The 14,707-nt window shown below is 72.6% G+C and carries 17 protein-coding genes; 8 read left to right on the top strand and 9 right to left on the bottom strand.

What is annotated here, in order from left to right; translation table 11 throughout:
- Window positions 1–31: 31 nt before the first annotated feature.
- The 4 genes from L3X23_RS08900 to ligD form a co-directional block, all read right to left on the bottom strand.
- On the bottom strand, window positions 32–373 hold the full coding sequence (locus L3X23_RS08900) for an RNA polymerase-binding protein RbpA (RefSeq protein ID WP_093074608.1): 342 nt from the start codon (window positions 371–373) through the stop codon (window positions 32–34).
- 330 nt (window positions 374–703) lie between these two features.
- Window positions 704–1,969, bottom strand: coding sequence for an MFS transporter (locus L3X23_RS08895; RefSeq protein WP_237191638.1), 1,266 nt, complete (start codon window positions 1,967–1,969; stop codon window positions 704–706).
- A 10-nt stretch (window positions 1,970–1,979) separates the two neighbouring features.
- Entirely contained in the window at window positions 1,980–2,720 is a 741-nt protein-coding gene (locus L3X23_RS08890) for a glycerophosphodiester phosphodiesterase family protein (RefSeq protein WP_237191636.1), read from the bottom strand.
- A complete protein-coding gene (ligD, locus tag L3X23_RS36085; RefSeq protein WP_308116883.1) occupies window positions 2,717–4,609 on the bottom strand; it encodes a non-homologous end-joining DNA ligase in 1,893 nt (630 codons plus the stop codon). The genes L3X23_RS08890 and ligD overlap by 4 nt, the downstream gene beginning before the upstream one ends.
- Before the next feature lie 86 nt (window positions 4,610–4,695).
- On the opposite strand from ligD, the gene L3X23_RS08875 reads away from it, so the two are divergent.
- The 6 genes from L3X23_RS08875 to L3X23_RS08850 all read left to right on the top strand — a co-directional run bounded on the left by L3X23_RS08875 (window position 4,696) and on the right by L3X23_RS08850 (window position 9,987).
- Window positions 4,696–4,893, top strand: coding sequence for a bacterioferritin-associated ferredoxin (locus L3X23_RS08875; protein WP_237191631.1), 198 nt, complete (start codon window positions 4,696–4,698; stop codon window positions 4,891–4,893).
- Between the two features lie 69 nt (window positions 4,894–4,962).
- Window positions 4,963–5,448 (top strand): bacterioferritin, encoded by a 486-nt coding sequence (gene bfr, locus L3X23_RS08870; RefSeq protein WP_237191629.1) that lies wholly within the window; start codon window positions 4,963–4,965, stop codon window positions 5,446–5,448.
- Between the two features lie 17 nt (window positions 5,449–5,465).
- Window positions 5,466–5,897, top strand: a complete 432-nt coding sequence (locus tag L3X23_RS08865; protein WP_237191628.1) for a helix-turn-helix transcriptional regulator — start codon at window positions 5,466–5,468, stop codon at window positions 5,895–5,897.
- Window positions 5,894–6,322, top strand: a complete 429-nt coding sequence (locus tag L3X23_RS08860) for a VOC family protein (protein ID WP_237191626.1) — start codon at window positions 5,894–5,896, stop codon at window positions 6,320–6,322. Before L3X23_RS08865 ends, L3X23_RS08860 begins: the two co-directional genes overlap by 4 nt.
- 71 nt (window positions 6,323–6,393) lie before the next feature.
- Window positions 6,394–8,718, top strand: a complete 2,325-nt coding sequence (locus tag L3X23_RS08855) for an excinuclease ABC subunit UvrA (protein WP_237197966.1) — start codon at window positions 6,394–6,396, stop codon at window positions 8,716–8,718.
- Window positions 8,719–8,787: 69 nt separating this feature from the next.
- Entirely contained in the window at window positions 8,788–9,987 is a 1,200-nt protein-coding gene (locus L3X23_RS08850; RefSeq protein WP_237191623.1) for a trans-acting enoyl reductase family protein, read from the top strand.
- Between the two features lie 86 nt (window positions 9,988–10,073).
- Here L3X23_RS08850 and L3X23_RS08845 read toward each other — a convergent pair whose 3' ends face one another.
- Window positions 10,074–10,637 (bottom strand): CGNR zinc finger domain-containing protein, encoded by a 564-nt coding sequence (locus tag L3X23_RS08845; RefSeq protein WP_237191622.1) that lies wholly within the window; start codon window positions 10,635–10,637, stop codon window positions 10,074–10,076.
- Window positions 10,638–10,708: 71 nt separating this feature from the next.
- Here L3X23_RS08845 and L3X23_RS08840 point away from each other — a divergent pair, with 71 nt between their 5' ends.
- The gene (locus L3X23_RS08840) at window positions 10,709–11,818 is read left to right on the top strand and encodes an epoxide hydrolase family protein (protein WP_237191620.1); all 1,110 of its coding nucleotides are present in this window, start codon (window positions 10,709–10,711) and stop codon (window positions 11,816–11,818) included.
- A 424-nt stretch (window positions 11,819–12,242) separates the two neighbouring features.
- Here the strand turns inward: L3X23_RS08840 and L3X23_RS08835 are convergent, their stop codons facing one another.
- Genes L3X23_RS08835 through L3X23_RS08820 form a run of 4 tightly spaced genes read right to left on the bottom strand, consistent with a single transcriptional unit; the run spans window position 12,243 to window position 13,949 of the window.
- Complete coding sequence (locus L3X23_RS08835) at window positions 12,243–12,815, bottom strand: Fic family protein (protein WP_237191618.1); 573 nt, start codon at window positions 12,813–12,815, stop codon at window positions 12,243–12,245.
- Window positions 12,816–13,004, bottom strand: coding sequence for an antitoxin VbhA family protein (locus tag L3X23_RS08830; protein ID WP_237191617.1), 189 nt, complete (start codon window positions 13,002–13,004; stop codon window positions 12,816–12,818).
- Window positions 13,005–13,021: 17 nt separating this feature from the next.
- Window positions 13,022–13,603 (bottom strand): RNase H family protein, encoded by a 582-nt coding sequence (locus L3X23_RS08825; protein WP_237197965.1) that lies wholly within the window; start codon window positions 13,601–13,603, stop codon window positions 13,022–13,024.
- Between the two features lie 37 nt (window positions 13,604–13,640).
- Window positions 13,641–13,949, bottom strand: coding sequence for a hypothetical protein (locus L3X23_RS08820; RefSeq protein ID WP_237191615.1), 309 nt, complete (start codon window positions 13,947–13,949; stop codon window positions 13,641–13,643).
- Window positions 13,950–14,042: 93 nt separating this feature from the next.
- On the opposite strand from L3X23_RS08820, the gene L3X23_RS08815 reads away from it, so the two are divergent.
- Complete coding sequence (locus tag L3X23_RS08815; protein WP_374204826.1) at window positions 14,043–14,663, top strand: malonic semialdehyde reductase; 621 nt, start codon at window positions 14,043–14,045, stop codon at window positions 14,661–14,663.
- Window positions 14,664–14,707 lie beyond the last annotated feature (44 nt).

Raw genomic sequence — 14,707 nt, 5'->3', positions numbered from 1 at the left:
TCGCGCGACGCGACCCGTTCGGGAGGGTCGGTCAGGCGATCTCGGCGCGACGCTCGCGCAGGAGGTCGAGGCGCTCGTCGAGCAGCTCCTCGAGCTCCTTGATGGAACGACGCTCCAGGAGCATGTCCCAATGGGTGCGCGGCGGCTTGGTCTTCTTCTGCTCCGGCTCGATACCGTCCATACGGCGGCCGATGCCGCCCTGCGGCGACTCCCACGTGGCGGGAGCCTCGGCGTCGTTCGCGAACGGGACCTCGAACTCGAAGCCGTTCGCCGACACATAGCGGACCAGCTGCCGCGGTGCGAGGTCGTGGTTGCGGTCCGTCTCGTAGCTGACAGCCCCGAGCCGGCTGCCACGGAGCACGCGGTCGGCCATGTGTCTTCCTCCCGTTCTGCCGAGGGGCGAACCCCTCGACTGTCGCATCACCACCGGGTGTAACGTCTGAGGAGCAGACGTACATTCCCCGGCGGGAGAATCTCCCGGGCTGCGTCGGTGGCGTGCGGCCACCGACAGCCCTCTCGTGTCCGAGGTCAGAGTCTCCCCGAAATCGCGCTTTGCCACACGCGATTGTGACGTGTCAGCCTTCTGTGACTTAGCTCACTACGCTCGGGCCGAGAGTTAACACAGCCGTCGGTCCGCGTTACCCGGGTGACCGCCCGGCCCGGGTTTCCGCAGGTGGGAGTGGTGGCACGTGGCAGCGCCCGCTCAGCCCGGGGCGGGCGAGCGCACCCGCCAGAGCGCGGCGAGGCCCGCCGCCAGCACCACGAGGATGCCCAGGATCCCGAGCTTCGGGGAGACCAGCGCGAACACCCCGAACAGTGTCGGGGCGAGGAAGGACACCGCGCGGCCCGTCGTGGCGTAGAGCCCGAAGAGCTGGCCCTCGTGTCCCGGTGGGCAGAGCCTGCCGAGAAAGGTGCGCGAGGAGGACTGGGCGGGGCCGACGAACAGGCACAGGAACAGGCCGAAGATCCAGAACATCGTGGGTCCGGACACGAACAGCAGGATCGTGCCCGCGGCCAGCAGTCCGACCAGGGAACCGACGATCACCGGCTTGGGTCCGATCCGGTCGTCGAGCCAGCCCCCGCTCAGCGCGCCGAGGGCGGACACCACGTTCGCCGCCACCCCGAAGATCAGCACGTCGGCCGCGCCGATGCCGTACACCGTCACCGCCAGGACCGCGCCGAAGGTGAACACCGCGGCCAGCCCGTCCCGGAACAGTGCGCTCGCCCCGAGGAAGTAGACGGTGTGCGGCGAGGTCCGGTACAGCTCCCGCAGGTCGCGGACGAGCTTCCGGTAGGCGGCCGCGGCGGACAGCCGCTCCCCGGGGGCGATCGGCGGACGCTCCGGGACCAGCACGAACAGCGGGATCGCCGCGAGGACGAACCAGGCCGCGGCGACGAGCGCGACCACCCGGATGTTCCAGCCGTTCTCGGTGGCGAGCCCGAGCGCCCCGCCCTCCCCGGCGATGAGCAGCACGTACACGAGCAGCAGGAGCACGATGCCGCCGAAGTACCCCATGGACCAGCCGAAGCCGGAGACCCGGCCGATGGTCGCCGGCGTCGAGACGCGGGCCAACAGCGCGTTGTAGGAGACCTCGGCGATCTCGAACGTGACCGAGCCCAGGGCGAGCAGCAGGACGCCGAGCCACAGCCAGCGCCAGTCGTCCTGCACGAAGAAGCCGAGGGCGGTGGCGACGATCGTCAGCGCCGTCCACACCGCCGTGGACCGGACGACGTGCCCGCCCCGGTCGGCGGCCTGCCCCATGACGGGCGCGAGCACCGCGATCACGAACCCCGCGGCGCCGATCGCCCACGCGAGCCAGGTCTCGGCGCCGACCGTGCCCGGCAGGTCCGCACCCACGGAGTCCGTGACGTACACCGAGAACACGAACGTCAGGAAGATCGTGGTGTAGGCCGAGGAACCCCAGTCCCACAGCCCCCAGGCCACCACCTGCCTGCGCGGGATGCTCACGCCGGAGACCCTAGGGGGTGGTGAGGTCCGGGCGGTCCGTCAGCAGCCCGTCGACGCCCAGGTCGAGCAGCGCGCGCATCTCGGCGGGGTCGTTCACCGTCCACACGTGCACCTCGACGCCCAGCTCGCGGGCGCGGCGGAGCACGGCGGCGTCGGTGACCGTGAGCGGGCCGACGCGGTGCGGGAGCTGGGCCAGCCCCCCTGCGATCGGCAGCAGGCGGCGGCCGGTCCACGCCCAGGTCCGCAGGCCGAGCACCGAACCGGTGCCCATCGACGTCAGCAGGCGGGGGCCCGCGGCGCGGGCGCGGCGCAGGCGGGCCTCGCTCGCGGAGCCGAGGCAGACCCGGTCCCAGGCGTCGAGGCGTTCGAGGACGGCCAGGGTCGGCGCGACGACGTCGTCGGACTTCAGCTCGACGGTGACCCGGGTGTCCGGCAGGGCGGCCAGCACGGTCTCCAGCCGCGGGACCGGCTCGCGACCCCCGACGCGCACCTCGGCCAGTTCGTCGGCCTGTCGGGCGACCAGCGGCCCGGACGCGTCCGTGGTGCGGTCGAGGGTGCGGTCGTGGTGGACCATCGGCACGCCGTCGGCGGACGCGTGCACGTCGAGCTCGAGGTAGGCGTACCCGCGCTCGACGGCGTGCGCGAACCCGGCGAGGGTGTTCTCCAGGCCTGCGAGCTCCCCGACGTGCCAGCCGCGGTGGGCGTAGATCCGGGGATGAGGTCCGTCGAGGTAGGGGTGGTGATCGCTCACGACGGGGACCCTCCCATCCCACGGCGAGGAAGCCGTTGCCGCTCGGTGAACAGCAAGGGTTCCAGCAGGTCACCGTGCTCGTCCAGGCGCGCGGGCAGCGCGTCGGCGGTGAACACCAGATCGCTCGCCCGCCGGCACGCCCGCACCTCCTCCCAGGTCACCGGGGTGGCCACCGTGGGCCGGGCGCGCCCGCGCAGCGAGTAGCTGGCGATGGTGGTCTTGGCGGTGTTGTTCTGGCTCCAGTCCACGAAGACCTTGCCGCGCCTGCGTTGTTTCGCCATCACCGACGTGACCGTGCGCGGGGACTCCTCGGCCAACCGCTCGGCCAGGGCCTTGGCGAACTCGATCGTCTGCTCCGCGCGGGTCACGGTGACCGGCAGGTAGAGCTGCAGCCCCTTCCCGCCCGACGTCCGCGGATAGGCGACGAGGGAGTCCTCCGCCAGCACGTCGAAGATCGACTCCGCGACCCGGCAGCACTCCACGACCGTGGTGCCCTCCCCGGGATCGAGGTCGAAGACGACCAGGTCCGGAGCCTGCCTGCCGCCTCGGGGGCCCACCTTCCACTGCGGCACGTGCAGCTCCAGCGCGGCGAGGTTCGCCGCCCAGGCCAGCCCCTCCTCGCTCTCGATCAGGGGGAAGTCCGCGGACTCCGAGCGGCCGCCGGGGGTGCCCACGCGCTCGGTGCGGATCCACGGCGGTGCGTGGCGCGAGACGTCCTTCTCGAAGAACGAGGGCTTCTCGACGCCGTCCGGCCAGCGGACCATCGTCACCGGCCGGTCGGCCAGGTGCGGCAGCATCACCGGCGCGACGGCCCGGTAGTGGGCGAGGACGTCCGCCTTCGTGGTGCCGGTCAGGGGGTAGAGCACCTTGCGCGGGTTGGTCAGCCCGGCACGGCCGACGCCCCGGGTGGGTGCCGCCGCGGCGCGGGCTCCCGCCTCGACCCAGTCCGCGGACTCCGCCGCGGGCACGTAGGGCGAGTCCGCCCGCTTCGCGACCACGTCGAGGCCCTGCGCCCGGACCGCCTCCAGCACCGCGGGATCGGCCGGGTAGACGGGCGCGAGCCGCCGGTGCGGTCCGGCGAGCGGGAGCTCCTCGAGCAGCGCGTACCGGTCGGTGAAGGGCAGCGCGCAGGTGTCCCGCCCGTCGAGGAAGAGCAGGTCCCCGATCCACAGCTCGCCCGCGGTGGTCAGCTCGGCGTCGAGCAGCATCGTCGTGGCGCCGACGGACGGGCCGAAGTCCGCGAGGGACCGCACGGTGATCTCGTCACCGTCGGCCAGCACCCGGACGCGGCCGCCGTCGAGCTCGACGAGCACCCGGCGGCCGCCGAACCGGACCTGCAGCCGCCACCCGTCCCCGGTCGGCGCCGCCCCGGACACCCCCCGCATGGGCGCGGTGTCCCGGGGGAGGGGGGTGGCGCCGGGTCGGGCGGGGTTCGGCTCCGTGCGCTTGAGCAGCCAGCCGTCCCGCCGGTCCCGTTCGCTCTTGATCAGCACGTAGCGGCCTGCGGCACGGTCGCCGTGGAGTCGGAACGCCACCTCGCGCTCGGACCACTTCTCGGTCTCGTACCGGCCGGTGTCCCAGATGCTCATCGTGCCGCCGCCGTACTCGCCGCGCGGGATCTCGCCGGAGAACTCCAGGTACTCCAGGGGGTGGTCCTCGGTGCGCACCGCGAGCCGCAGCGTCTCGGTGTCCACCGGCAGGCCCTTCGGGACCGCCCAGGAGACCAGCACGCCGTCCCGTTCGAGCCGCAGGTCCCAGTGCAGCGCGCGGGCGTGGTGCTCCTGGATCACGAACCGGTCGCCGGCGCCTGTGACCTGGGGATCCTCCGCCGGGACGGGCTCCGGCGTGCGCGACCGGTCGCGCTTGCGGCGGTACTCGTCGAGCGGCACCCGGTCACTGTAGGCGGGGCGCTCTTGCCAGGGTCGATGATCGAATGTCAGCATAGGCATACCTCACCGATGGAAAGGGCGCCCTCGTGTACGTGTGCATCTGCTACGCGGTCACCGACGTCGAGCTGAGGAACCACATCGGCCAGGGCGCGCGGACCGTCGACGAGATCGGGGACGCCTGCGGCGCGGGCACCGGCTGCGGCACCTGCCTCGACCGCCTCGACGTGCTCCTCGCCGCGCAGCTCGCCCCCTCGGTGCTCTCCGAGCTGCCGATGCCCGCCTGAGGGCAGCCTGCCCGATCGTCAGTCCGTCCTTCGTGGATGCGGTGTGACCGGGGGCACTAGCCTGCGGGCATGCGCGGCGACCCGGAGATCATCAGCCTGCTCAACGAGCAGCTCACCAGCGAGCTCACGGCGATCAACCAGTACTTCCTGCACGCCAAGATGCAGCAGAACTGGGGCCTGACCAAGCTCGCGAGCTACACCAGGTCCGAGTCCATCGACGAGATGCGGCACGCCGAGAAGATCACCGACCGGATCCTGTTCCTGGAGGGCCTGCCGAACTACCAGCGGCTCTTCCAGCTGCGCATCGGCACGAACGTGCGCGAGCAGCTGCAGTCCGACCTCGCGATCGAGCTCGAGGTGGTGCAGCGGCTGCGCCCGGGCATCGCGCTGTGCCGGTCCAAGGGCGACATCACCACGGCGAACCTGTTCGAGGAGATCCTCGCCGACGAGGAGCACCACATCGACTACATCGAGACCAACCTCGAGCTGATGGACCGCCTCGGCGAGCAGCTCTACCTGGCCCAGCTGGTGGACCAGCCGCCCACTCCGGGCTGAGTCATTAGCATGGGCGCATGGCCGATCTCGACGACCTGCGGCGGCTGCGGCGCGTCCGCGACCGGATCGACCGCGAGTACGCCCAGCCGCTGGACGTCGAGGCCCTCGCCCGCGGGGCGCACATGTCCGCCGGGCATCTGAGCCGGGAGTTCAAGCGCGCGTACGGGGAGTCGCCGTACTCCTACCTGATGACCCGCCGCATCGAACGCGCCATGGCGCTGCTGCGCCGCGGGGACCTGAGCGTCACCGAGGTCTGCTTCGCCGTGGGGAGCTCCTCGCTGGGGACCTTCAGCACCCGGTTCACCGAGCTGGTGGGGATCTCGCCGGGGGCGTACCGGAAGCAGCACGAGACGCTGGACGTCCCGTCCTGTGTGGCCCGCGTGGCCACGAGACCGGTCAGGAATCGAGAAGCCCCCGGTCCCGCGGCGCCGCTAGCGTCGGCGCCATGAGTTCCGACGCCATCACCTCAGACATCGTCATCGCCCAGACCTACCTCCCGCACAACGGCAAGGACGCGGCCATCGCGTTCTACCGGGACGTCCTCGGCTTCGAGGTCCAGCAGGAGGTCGGCTACAACGACCTGTACTGGATCACCGTCGCGCCTCCCGCGCAGCCGGAGATCGGCATCGTGCTGACCCCGCCCGCCGTCGACCCCGGGGTCACCGACGAGGAGCGCCGGACGGTCACCGAGATGATGGCCAAGGGCACCTACGCCGCCATCAACCTGGCGACCAAGGACCTGGACGCGACGTTCGCACGCATCCAGGCCGCGGACGCGGACGTCGTGCAGGAGCCGATGGACCAGCCCTACGGGGTCCGCGACTGCGCGTTCCGGGACCCGGCGGGCAACACCATCCGTATCAAGCAGGCCTGAACCGTTCCGACCCGGGGGGACCTCTCGTGAGCACGGCACAGCGCACCGCACACGCCGCGGACAGCCACGACATGATCCGGGTGACCGGGGCGCGGGTGAACAACCTGAAGAACGTCAGCGTCGAGCTGCCCAAGCGCAGGTTGACGGTCTTCACCGGCGTGTCCGGCTCGGGCAAGAGCTCGCTGGTCTTCCACACGATCGCCGCCGAGTCGCAGCGGATGATCAACGAGACCTACAGCACCTTCGTCCAGGGCTTCATGCCCACGCTGGCCCGCCCGGACGTCGACGTGCTCGACGGGCTGACCACGGCGATCATCGTGGACCAGCAGCGGCTCGGGGCGGACCCCCGGTCCACGGTCGGCACCGCGACGGACGCCCACGCGATGCTGCGCATCCTGTACTCGCGCCTCGGCGAGCCGAACCTCGGGTCGGCGCAGGCCTTCTCGTTCAACGTCGCGTCCATCAGCGGCGCGGGCGCGGTGACGATCGAGAAGGACGGCCGCACCGTCAAGGAGCGGCGCACCTTCTCGATCACCGGCGGCATGTGCCCGAGGTGCGAGGGCCGCGGCTCGGTCAACGACATCGACCTGGCCGCGCTCTACGACGAGACCAAGTCCATCAACGAGGGCGCCATCCGGATCCCCGGCTACAGCATGGACGGCTGGTACGGCCGGATCTTCCGGGGCTCGGGCTACTTCGACTGCGACAAGCCCATCGCGCGCTTCACGAAGCGGGAGCTCGACGACCTGCTCTACCGCGAGCCCACCAAGCTCAAGGTCGAGGGCATCAACCTCACCTACTCGGGGCTCGTCCCCTCGATCCAGAAGTCCATGCTGTCCAAGGACATCGACTCGCTGCAGCCGCACATCCGGGCGTTCGTGGAGCGGGTCGCCACCTTCACCACGTGCCCCGAGTGCCACGGCACCCGGCTCAACGAGGGCGCCCGCTCCTCGACGATCGAGGGCAAGTCCATCGCGGACCTGTGCGAGATGCAGATCAGCGACCTGGCCGAGTGGGTGCAGGACCTGGAGGAGCCGTCCGTCGCGCCCCTGCTCACCACGCTCCGGCACACGCTGAGCTCGTTCGTCGAGATCGGGCTCGGCTACCTGTCGCTGAACCGTCCGTCGGGCACCCTGTCCGGCGGCGAGGCGCAGCGCACCAAGATGATCCGGCACCTGGGCTCGGCGCTCACCGACGTGACCTACGTGTTCGACGAGCCCACCATCGGGCTGCACCCGCACGACATCGCGCGGATGAACGAGCTGCTGAAGGCGTTGCGGGACAAGGGCAACACCGTGCTGGTGGTGGAGCACAAGCCCGAGGCCATCGCCATCGCCGACCACGTCGTGGACATCGGGCCGCGGGCGGGCAGCGCGGGCGGCGAGGTGGTCTTCGAGGGCACCGTCGAGGGGCTGCGCGCGAGCGACACCCTCACGGGGCGGCACCTCGACGACACCACCGCGGTCAAGGCCGAGGTCCGGACGCCGACCGGGGCCATCGAGGTGCGCGGCGCGGACACGCACAACCTGCGCAAGGTGGACGTCGACATCCCCACCGGCGTGCTGGTCGTCGTCACCGGGGTCGCGGGGTCGGGCAAGTCCTCGCTGATCCACGGCTCGGTGGCCACCCGGGAGGACGTCGTCGCCATCGACCAGGGAGCCATCCGCGGCTCCCGGCGCAGCAACCCCGCCACCTACACCGGGCTGCTGGACCCGATCCGCAAGGCGTTCGCCAAGGCCAACGGCGTGAAGCCCGCGCTGTTCTCGGCGAACTCCGAGGGCGCCTGCCCGAGCTGCAACGGCGCGGGCGTGATCTACACCGACCTGGCGATCATGGCCGGGGTGTCGACCCCCTGCGAGCTGTGCGAGGGCCGCCGGTTCGACGGGTCCGTGCTCGAGTACCTGTTCGGCGGCAAGGACATCAGCCAGGTCCTGGCCATGTCGGTGGCCGAGGCGGAGGAGTTCTTCCGGGACGGCGCGGCGAAGCTCCCGGCCGCGCACAAGATCCTGGAGCGGCTCGTCGCCGTCGGGTTGGGGTACCTGACGATCGGCCAGCCGCTGACCACGCTGTCCGGCGGCGAGCGCCAGCGGCTCAAGCTGGCCACGCACATGGGGGAGAAGGGCGGCACGTACGTCCTCGACGAGCCCACGACGGGCCTGCACCTCGCGGACGTCGCGCAGCTGCTCGGCCTGCTCGACCACCTCGTGGACTCCGGCAAGTCCGTGATCGTCATCGAGCACCACCAGGCCGTCATGGCGCACGCGGACTGGATCATCGACATGGGCCCGGGCGCGGGCCACGACGGCGGCGCCGTGGTCTTCGAAGGCACCCCGGCGGACCTCGTCGCCGACGGGAGCACCCTCACCGGCCGGCACCTGGCGGAGTACGTGCGCTGACGCGCCCGTGCGTGGTAAGTGGTGCCAGAGCACCACTTACCACGCACGAGCGGCCGTAGGCTGCCGGCCATGAGCACGGAACGGCAGTTCGACCTGGTCCTGTTCGGTGGCACGGGGTTCGTCGGGACGTTGACCGCCGAGTACCTCGCCGGGGCCGCGCCGGACGGGCTGCGGATCGCTCTGGCGGGGCGGTCGCGGGACAAGCTCGAGCGGCTGCGGGCCACGCTGCCCGAGCGCGCGCAGGGCTGGGGGATCGTCGTCGCCGACGCCACCGAGCCGCGGGCGCTCGCGGAGTCCGCCCGCGTCGTCGTCACGACCGTCGGGCCGTACGCGCGGTACGGGATGCCGCTGGTCGAGGCCTGCGCCCGGGCGGGCACCCACTACGCCGACCTCACGGGCGAGGTCCTGTTCGTGCGGGCCGCGATCGACCGGTGCGACGCGCTCGCCCGCGAGTCCGGGGCCCGGCTCGTGCACTCGTGCGGCTACGACTCCATCCCGTCGGATCTCGGCCTGCTGCTGCTCCGCGAGGCGGCGGGTGCCGACCTGACGGACGTCACGGCCGTCGCGACGCTGCGCGGCGGCTTCAGCGGCGGCACCCTCGCCTCACTGCTCGGCCACGTCGAGGCGGTCGCCGGCGACGCGGACGCCCGCCGGATCGCGGGCCGCCCCCACTCGCTGAGCCCCGACCCGACCGCCGAACCCACCCCGCGACAGCCCCGGGACACGAGCCCGCCGCGCCGCGAGCCCGACGGCGGCTGGACGGCCCCGTTCGTCATGGCGCCCTACAACACCCGGATCGTGCGGCGCAGCAACGCCCTCACCGGCTGGTCCTACGGGCGAGGCCTGCGCTACGCGGAGCGGATGGCGGCCGGGCGCGGCATCGGCGGGGCGGCCACCGCCGTCGGGATCACCGGCGGGCTGGGCGCCCTCGTCGGGGCCGCGGCGCTGCGCCCCACCCGCGCCCTGCTGGAGCGGGTCCTGCCCGCGCCCGGCACCGGACCCGACGAACGCGCCCGGGCCCGCGGGTTCTTCCGGCACGCGTTCACCGGGACCACCGAGGACGGCCGCACGGTCACCGCGCGGGTCGCGGGCCCCGGCGATCCGGGGTACGCCGCCACGGCGGTCATGCTGGGGGAGAGCGCCCTCTGCCTCGCCCTCGACGGCGCGGGGCTGCCCGACCGCGCCGGCTCCCTCACCCCCGCGACGGCGATAGGGCACGCCCTGGTCGACCGGCTGCGGGCCGCGGGGCACACCTACGAGGCGGGCTGATCCGGCTCAGGCGAGCAGCGCGCGAGCCTCCGCCCACATCCGGGTGACGATCTCGCCCGCCGGGTCGGTCGTGGCGAGCGCCGGGGTCAGTCCGAGCGTCGGCGGCTCCGGTAGGCGGCGACGCCGGCGCGGTGGGCGCAGGTCCGCGTGCAGTACTGCTTCGACCCGTTGCGGGAGAGGTCGGCGAAGGTGGCCCGACAGTCCTGCCCGGCGCAGACCCCCAGGCGGTCCGGGCCGAGCGTGGTGATCACCGCGGCGAGCGCCCCGAGGGTGAGGGCGGCCAGGTGGGCCGCCGGGCGGTCGGGGTCGGCGGCGGTGACGTCGGCCGCCCATCCGTCCTCGTCCCGCCGGATCGTCGGGGTGACGCGGTGGTGGCGCAGCCCGGCGTTGAGGATCTCCGCGGCGCCTGCGGCGTCGGTCCCGGCCCGCTCCAGCACGGCCCGCACCGCCTCGCGCACCGCCCGGACCTCCGCGAGATCGTCGTCGGTGAGCGCCCACGACTCGCGGCCACCGCCAGGCAGCCGGCCGTCCAGGAAGGTCCGCAGCTGCGGCAGGCTCGCGAGATCGTCCTCACCCCGGATCGGTCGCCAGGTGTTGGCCAGGTCGACGGCGGTGGCCACGCGGTCCCGGCTGCCACGCGCGTTCAGCATTTGACGGACACCCCACTCGTTCCTAACGTGACACGCATAAGGAGCTTAGCGTGTCACCGAAAGGTCACCTCATGACCGTCGAACAGTTCGAGGTCACGGTCTCCGACGCCGAGATCGCCGACCTCCGTGACCGGCTGCGTCGGACCCGGTGGCCCGAGCGCGAGCCGGTGGCGGACCGGTCGCAGGGCCTGCCGCTCGACGAGGCGCAGGAGCTGTGTCGCAGCTGGGCGGAGGACTACGACTTCGGGTTCGCCGCGCGGGTGAACGCCTTCCCGCAGTTCCGCGCCACGATCGACGGGCTCGGCGTCCACTTCCTGCACGTCCGCTCGCCCGAGCCGGACGCCTTCCCGCTGGTCCTCACGCACGGCTGGCCGGGCTCGGTGCTCGAGTTCCTCGAGGTGCTCGGCCCGCTGACCGACCCGCGCGCCCACGGTGGGGACCCGGCCGACGCGTTCCACGTCGTCGCCCCGTCGCTGCCCGGCTACGGATGGAGCGACAAGCCCTCGGAGACCGGCTGGGGTGTCGAGCGCACGGCCCGCGCCTGGGACGCGTTGATGGTCTCGCTGGGCTATCCCCGCTACGGGGCCCAAGGTGGCGACTGGGGCTCGGCGGTGTCCGGCGCACTGGGCGAGGTGGCCCCCGACCGGGTCGCCGGCGTCCACGTGAACCTCGGATCGGTCGCGCTGGGCGGGTTCGACGACCCGACGCAGGCGGAGCGCGCCGCCGCGCAGGCCGAGCAGGAGTTCGCCCGCACCGGCCGGGGCTACTCCGCCCTGCAGGCGACGCGCCCGCAGACGCTCGGCTACGCCCTGACCGACTCCGCCGCCGGTCAGGCCGCCTGGATCGCCGAGAAGTACCTGGCCTGGAGCGACGAGGCGAGCGCGGTGACGCGACAGGCGATCCTCGACGAGATCTCGGTCTACTGGTTCACCGCCTCGGCCACCTCCTCGGCCCGCCTGTACTGGGAGAGCTTCACCCACTTCCGCGACCCGGTGCACGCACCGTCCGGGCTGTCGGTCTACCCCCACGACCTCACTCGACCCTCCCGACGCGAGGCCGAACGGCGCTTCACCGACCTGCGCTGGTACGCCGAGCTCCCGCACGGTGGCCACTTCGCGGCACTGGAACAGCCGGTGTCGTTCGTCGAGCAGGTGCGCGGCTTCTTCCGTCTCGTCCGGTGAGCGGTCCCGCGGGCCGGCGGGGACGGGTGTCGGCGGGTCGGGGCCGGCGCCCTCGGATCAGGTGGCGGGGACCGGCTGCTCGGCGGCGATCTTGATCCGCTCCAGCGTCCGACGCATTCCGGCGCGCAGGATCCGGGTGAAGGTGCACGACATCATCGCATCGAGCCGATAATCGACGTTATGACAAAAGAGGCGAAGGTCGACCCTCCCCGGTGTCCGACGCTCTGGGCCGCCGGACACCTCTCGTCCCCGTCTCACGGCGTGAAGCGGCGGGCGACGGCCTCCTCCTCCTGCGTCGTCGCCTCCACTCGTGTGGACGGAGGTGCCGATGAAGCACCCCCCGGCGGCGATCGGCGGCGCGCCGTCGACCGGCGCGGATTATGACAGGTCTACGACTCCGGCCGGTTCCCTCGCACGGCCGCGCCTACACCGTCAGGCGGTCCAGCAGCGTCCGGAGCGGGTCGAGGTCGCCGTGCAGCGCAGCGCGGGAGGCGCTGATGTTCTCGCCGGGATCCAGTGCCTCCCAGCGGATCCGGTGGCCGCACTCCTCCGCGAGCTGGCGCAGGAAGGTCCGTTGGGTGCGGCCGTTGCCCTCGCGGAAGGGGTGCAGCTCGTTGATGCCGGCGAGGAGTGCCGCGAGGCCCGCGACCGTGGCGGCGCGGTCGAGCCCGCGCAGATGGTCCACCGCCGCGAGTCCGTCGAACAGGGCGGTGGCCCGGACCCGGATCTGCTCCGGCGGACAGAAGGCGTGGCCGCCCTTGCCCATCCGCACGGTGCGCAGCTGCCCGGCCCAGGGGTAGACGTCTCCGAACAGGTGCCAGTGGAAGGCCTGCAGATGACCCAGGTCGTAGCCGCCCGGAATCGGGGACCGCTGCAGTCCGAAGATCCGCGCCGTCGTGTACTCGGCCTCGGCGGCGGCGAGCGCCACCGCGTCGGTCAGGCCGAGGCGGTTGCGCAGGACGCCGGACTCGAGATCGAGGTAGGGGTCCCAGCTCATTCAGCCGCGGTAGTGCGCCGTGAGGCGGGCGCAGGCCTCCTCGGCGTCGATCTCGCCGCGCGCCAGGGCCGCCAGGACCGTGTGCCCGAACGCGCTCGGCTCGAGGCCCTCCGCGCGGACCGATCCGAGCGCGTCCGCCATGGACTCCGCGCACGTCGGCGGAGCCAGCGGCTTCCGGGTCGTCGGCACGAGCGGAGAATACCCCATCAGGCGGTCGCGACGGCCTTCGACTGCTCGACGGCGAGTCGGTCCACCAGGTCGTTCATCTCGTCCCCGGAGTGCCCCTTCACCCAGCGGAAGGATACGTCACCGCGCTCGTTCACCAGGTCGACGAGCGGCTCCCACAGGTCCCGGCTCACCACGGGCTTGCGGGCGCTGGTCTGCCAGCCGCGGGCGATCCAGCCCTTCCACCAGCCGTCGCGGAAGCAGTTCACGACGTAGGTGGAGTCGGAGACCACGACCAGCGGCCCCTCGAGTGCCCGCACGGCCTCGAGCGCGGCCTTGATCTCCATGCGCTGGTTCGTGGTGCGGGCCTCCCCGCCGGAGGCCTGCCTGCCGTCCCGGGTGGCCCAGGCCCAGCCGCCGGGGCCGGGGTTGCCCGAGCACGCGCCGTCCGTCCAGACCTCCAGGGCGCCCTCGACCGAGGGCATCTCCGCCCGCGGAGCCTTCGCCGGCGGGTTCGCGGCGCACTCCACGTGCCCGTACCGCGATCCGGCCTTGGCGATCTCGTCGCCGGGGCTGATGGGCTTGGAGCAGACGCCGCAGGTGGTGGCGTACTTCGCGGTCATCGGCACGGCGACGACTCTACGACGACCGCCCGGGCCGCTACGGGCGGACCCGGACGACCACCTCGCTGTCGGTGACCCGTTCGACGCCGACGGTGAACCCGGCCGCCTCGGTCTCGCCGCCGACCGGCACCCGGACCGTCTGCCCGGCGACGACGAGCTCCGCGGTCCGGTCCTGCACACCCACCAGGCGCGCCTCCACCCCGAGGACGGAGACGGCCGCCTCGCCGGAGCGGGGGAAGGCGACGGTGCAGCCGTCGAGCCCGCAGTCGGTCGTCGAGCCCCCTCCCCCACACCCGGCGAGGGTCATGGTCAGGGCAGCGGCGACGACGGCGAGGCGGATGCGCACCGCGCGAGCGTATCGTCCCGTTCGCGAAGATCCACTTCGTGATGCGCGCCACGGCCGGGAAGCCGCGCGCACGGTTGAGCGCTCTACTGTGTCGTGACGACTACGACCAGTGCCCAGAGTCTGCCCGTGCTCGACGAGGCGGGCCGCGCCGCGTTGTTCACCGAGGCCCGGACGTCCAACACCTTCTCCGCCGAGCCCGTGACCGACGAGACGCTGCGCGCGGTGTGGGACCTGGCCAAGTGGCCGCCGACGGCCGCCAACACCCAGCCGCTGCGCGTGGTGTTCGTCCGCACCGAGGAGGGCAAGCGCCGGCTGCTCCCCCTGCTCAGCGAGGGCAACCGGGCCAAGACCGAGGCCGCGCCCGCGGTCGCGATCCTGGCGGCGGACCTCGACTTCCACGAGTTCGTGCCGCGGACCTTCCCCGCCCGCGCGGAGATGAAGGACTCCTTCGAGGCCTCCGGCCGCGAGGGCCGCGCGCCGATGGCGAAGTTCAACTCCTCGCTGCAGGCGGGCTACTTCCTGCTGGCCGCCCGCGCCGAGGGCCTGGCCACCGGCCCGATGGCCGGGTTCGACGCCGACGCGGTCACCGCCGAGTTCTTCCCCGGCGGCCGTGAGCAGGCCATCCTCGTCGTGAACCTCGGCCACCCCGGCGAGAACCCCTGGTTCCCGCGGCTGCCGCGGCTCGAGGAGGAGGACGTCGTCCGCTGGGCGTGAACGGGCTTCACGGTCGGTGAAAACCGGTCGTGGCGGCGCGGCGG

This window comes from Pseudonocardia sp. WMMC193, assembly GCF_021728735.1.
GTDB lineage: Bacteria > Actinomycetota > Actinomycetes > Mycobacteriales > Pseudonocardiaceae > Pseudonocardia > Pseudonocardia oroxyli.
Note: the sequence above shows the minus strand (reverse complement) of the source record. Positions and strands in the feature narration are given on the sequence as shown.

Coding starts and splice junctions, on each gene's coding strand:
- L3X23_RS08900 (WP_093074608.1), bottom strand. CDS start 373: ATGGCCGACCGCGTGCTCCGTGGCAGCCGGCTCGGGGCTGTCAGCTAC.
- bfr (WP_237191629.1), top strand. CDS start 4,963: ATGCGCGGCGACCCGGAGATCATCAGCCTGCTCAACGAGCAGCTCACC.
- L3X23_RS08865 (WP_237191628.1), top strand. CDS start 5,466: ATGGCCGATCTCGACGACCTGCGGCGGCTGCGGCGCGTCCGCGACCGG.
- L3X23_RS08860 (WP_237191626.1), top strand. CDS start 5,894: ATGAGTTCCGACGCCATCACCTCAGACATCGTCATCGCCCAGACCTAC.
- L3X23_RS08855 (WP_237197966.1), top strand. CDS start 6,394: ATGATCCGGGTGACCGGGGCGCGGGTGAACAACCTGAAGAACGTCAGC.
- L3X23_RS08850 (WP_237191623.1), top strand. CDS start 8,788: ATGAGCACGGAACGGCAGTTCGACCTGGTCCTGTTCGGTGGCACGGGG.
- L3X23_RS08845 (WP_237191622.1), bottom strand. CDS start 10,637: ATGCTGAACGCGCGTGGCAGCCGGGACCGCGTGGCCACCGCCGTCGAC.
- L3X23_RS08840 (WP_237191620.1), top strand. CDS start 10,709: ATGACCGTCGAACAGTTCGAGGTCACGGTCTCCGACGCCGAGATCGCC.
- L3X23_RS08835 (WP_237191618.1), bottom strand. CDS start 12,815: ATGAGCTGGGACCCCTACCTCGATCTCGAGTCCGGCGTCCTGCGCAAC.
- L3X23_RS08825 (WP_237197965.1), bottom strand. CDS start 13,603: ATGACCGCGAAGTACGCCACCACCTGCGGCGTCTGCTCCAAGCCCATC.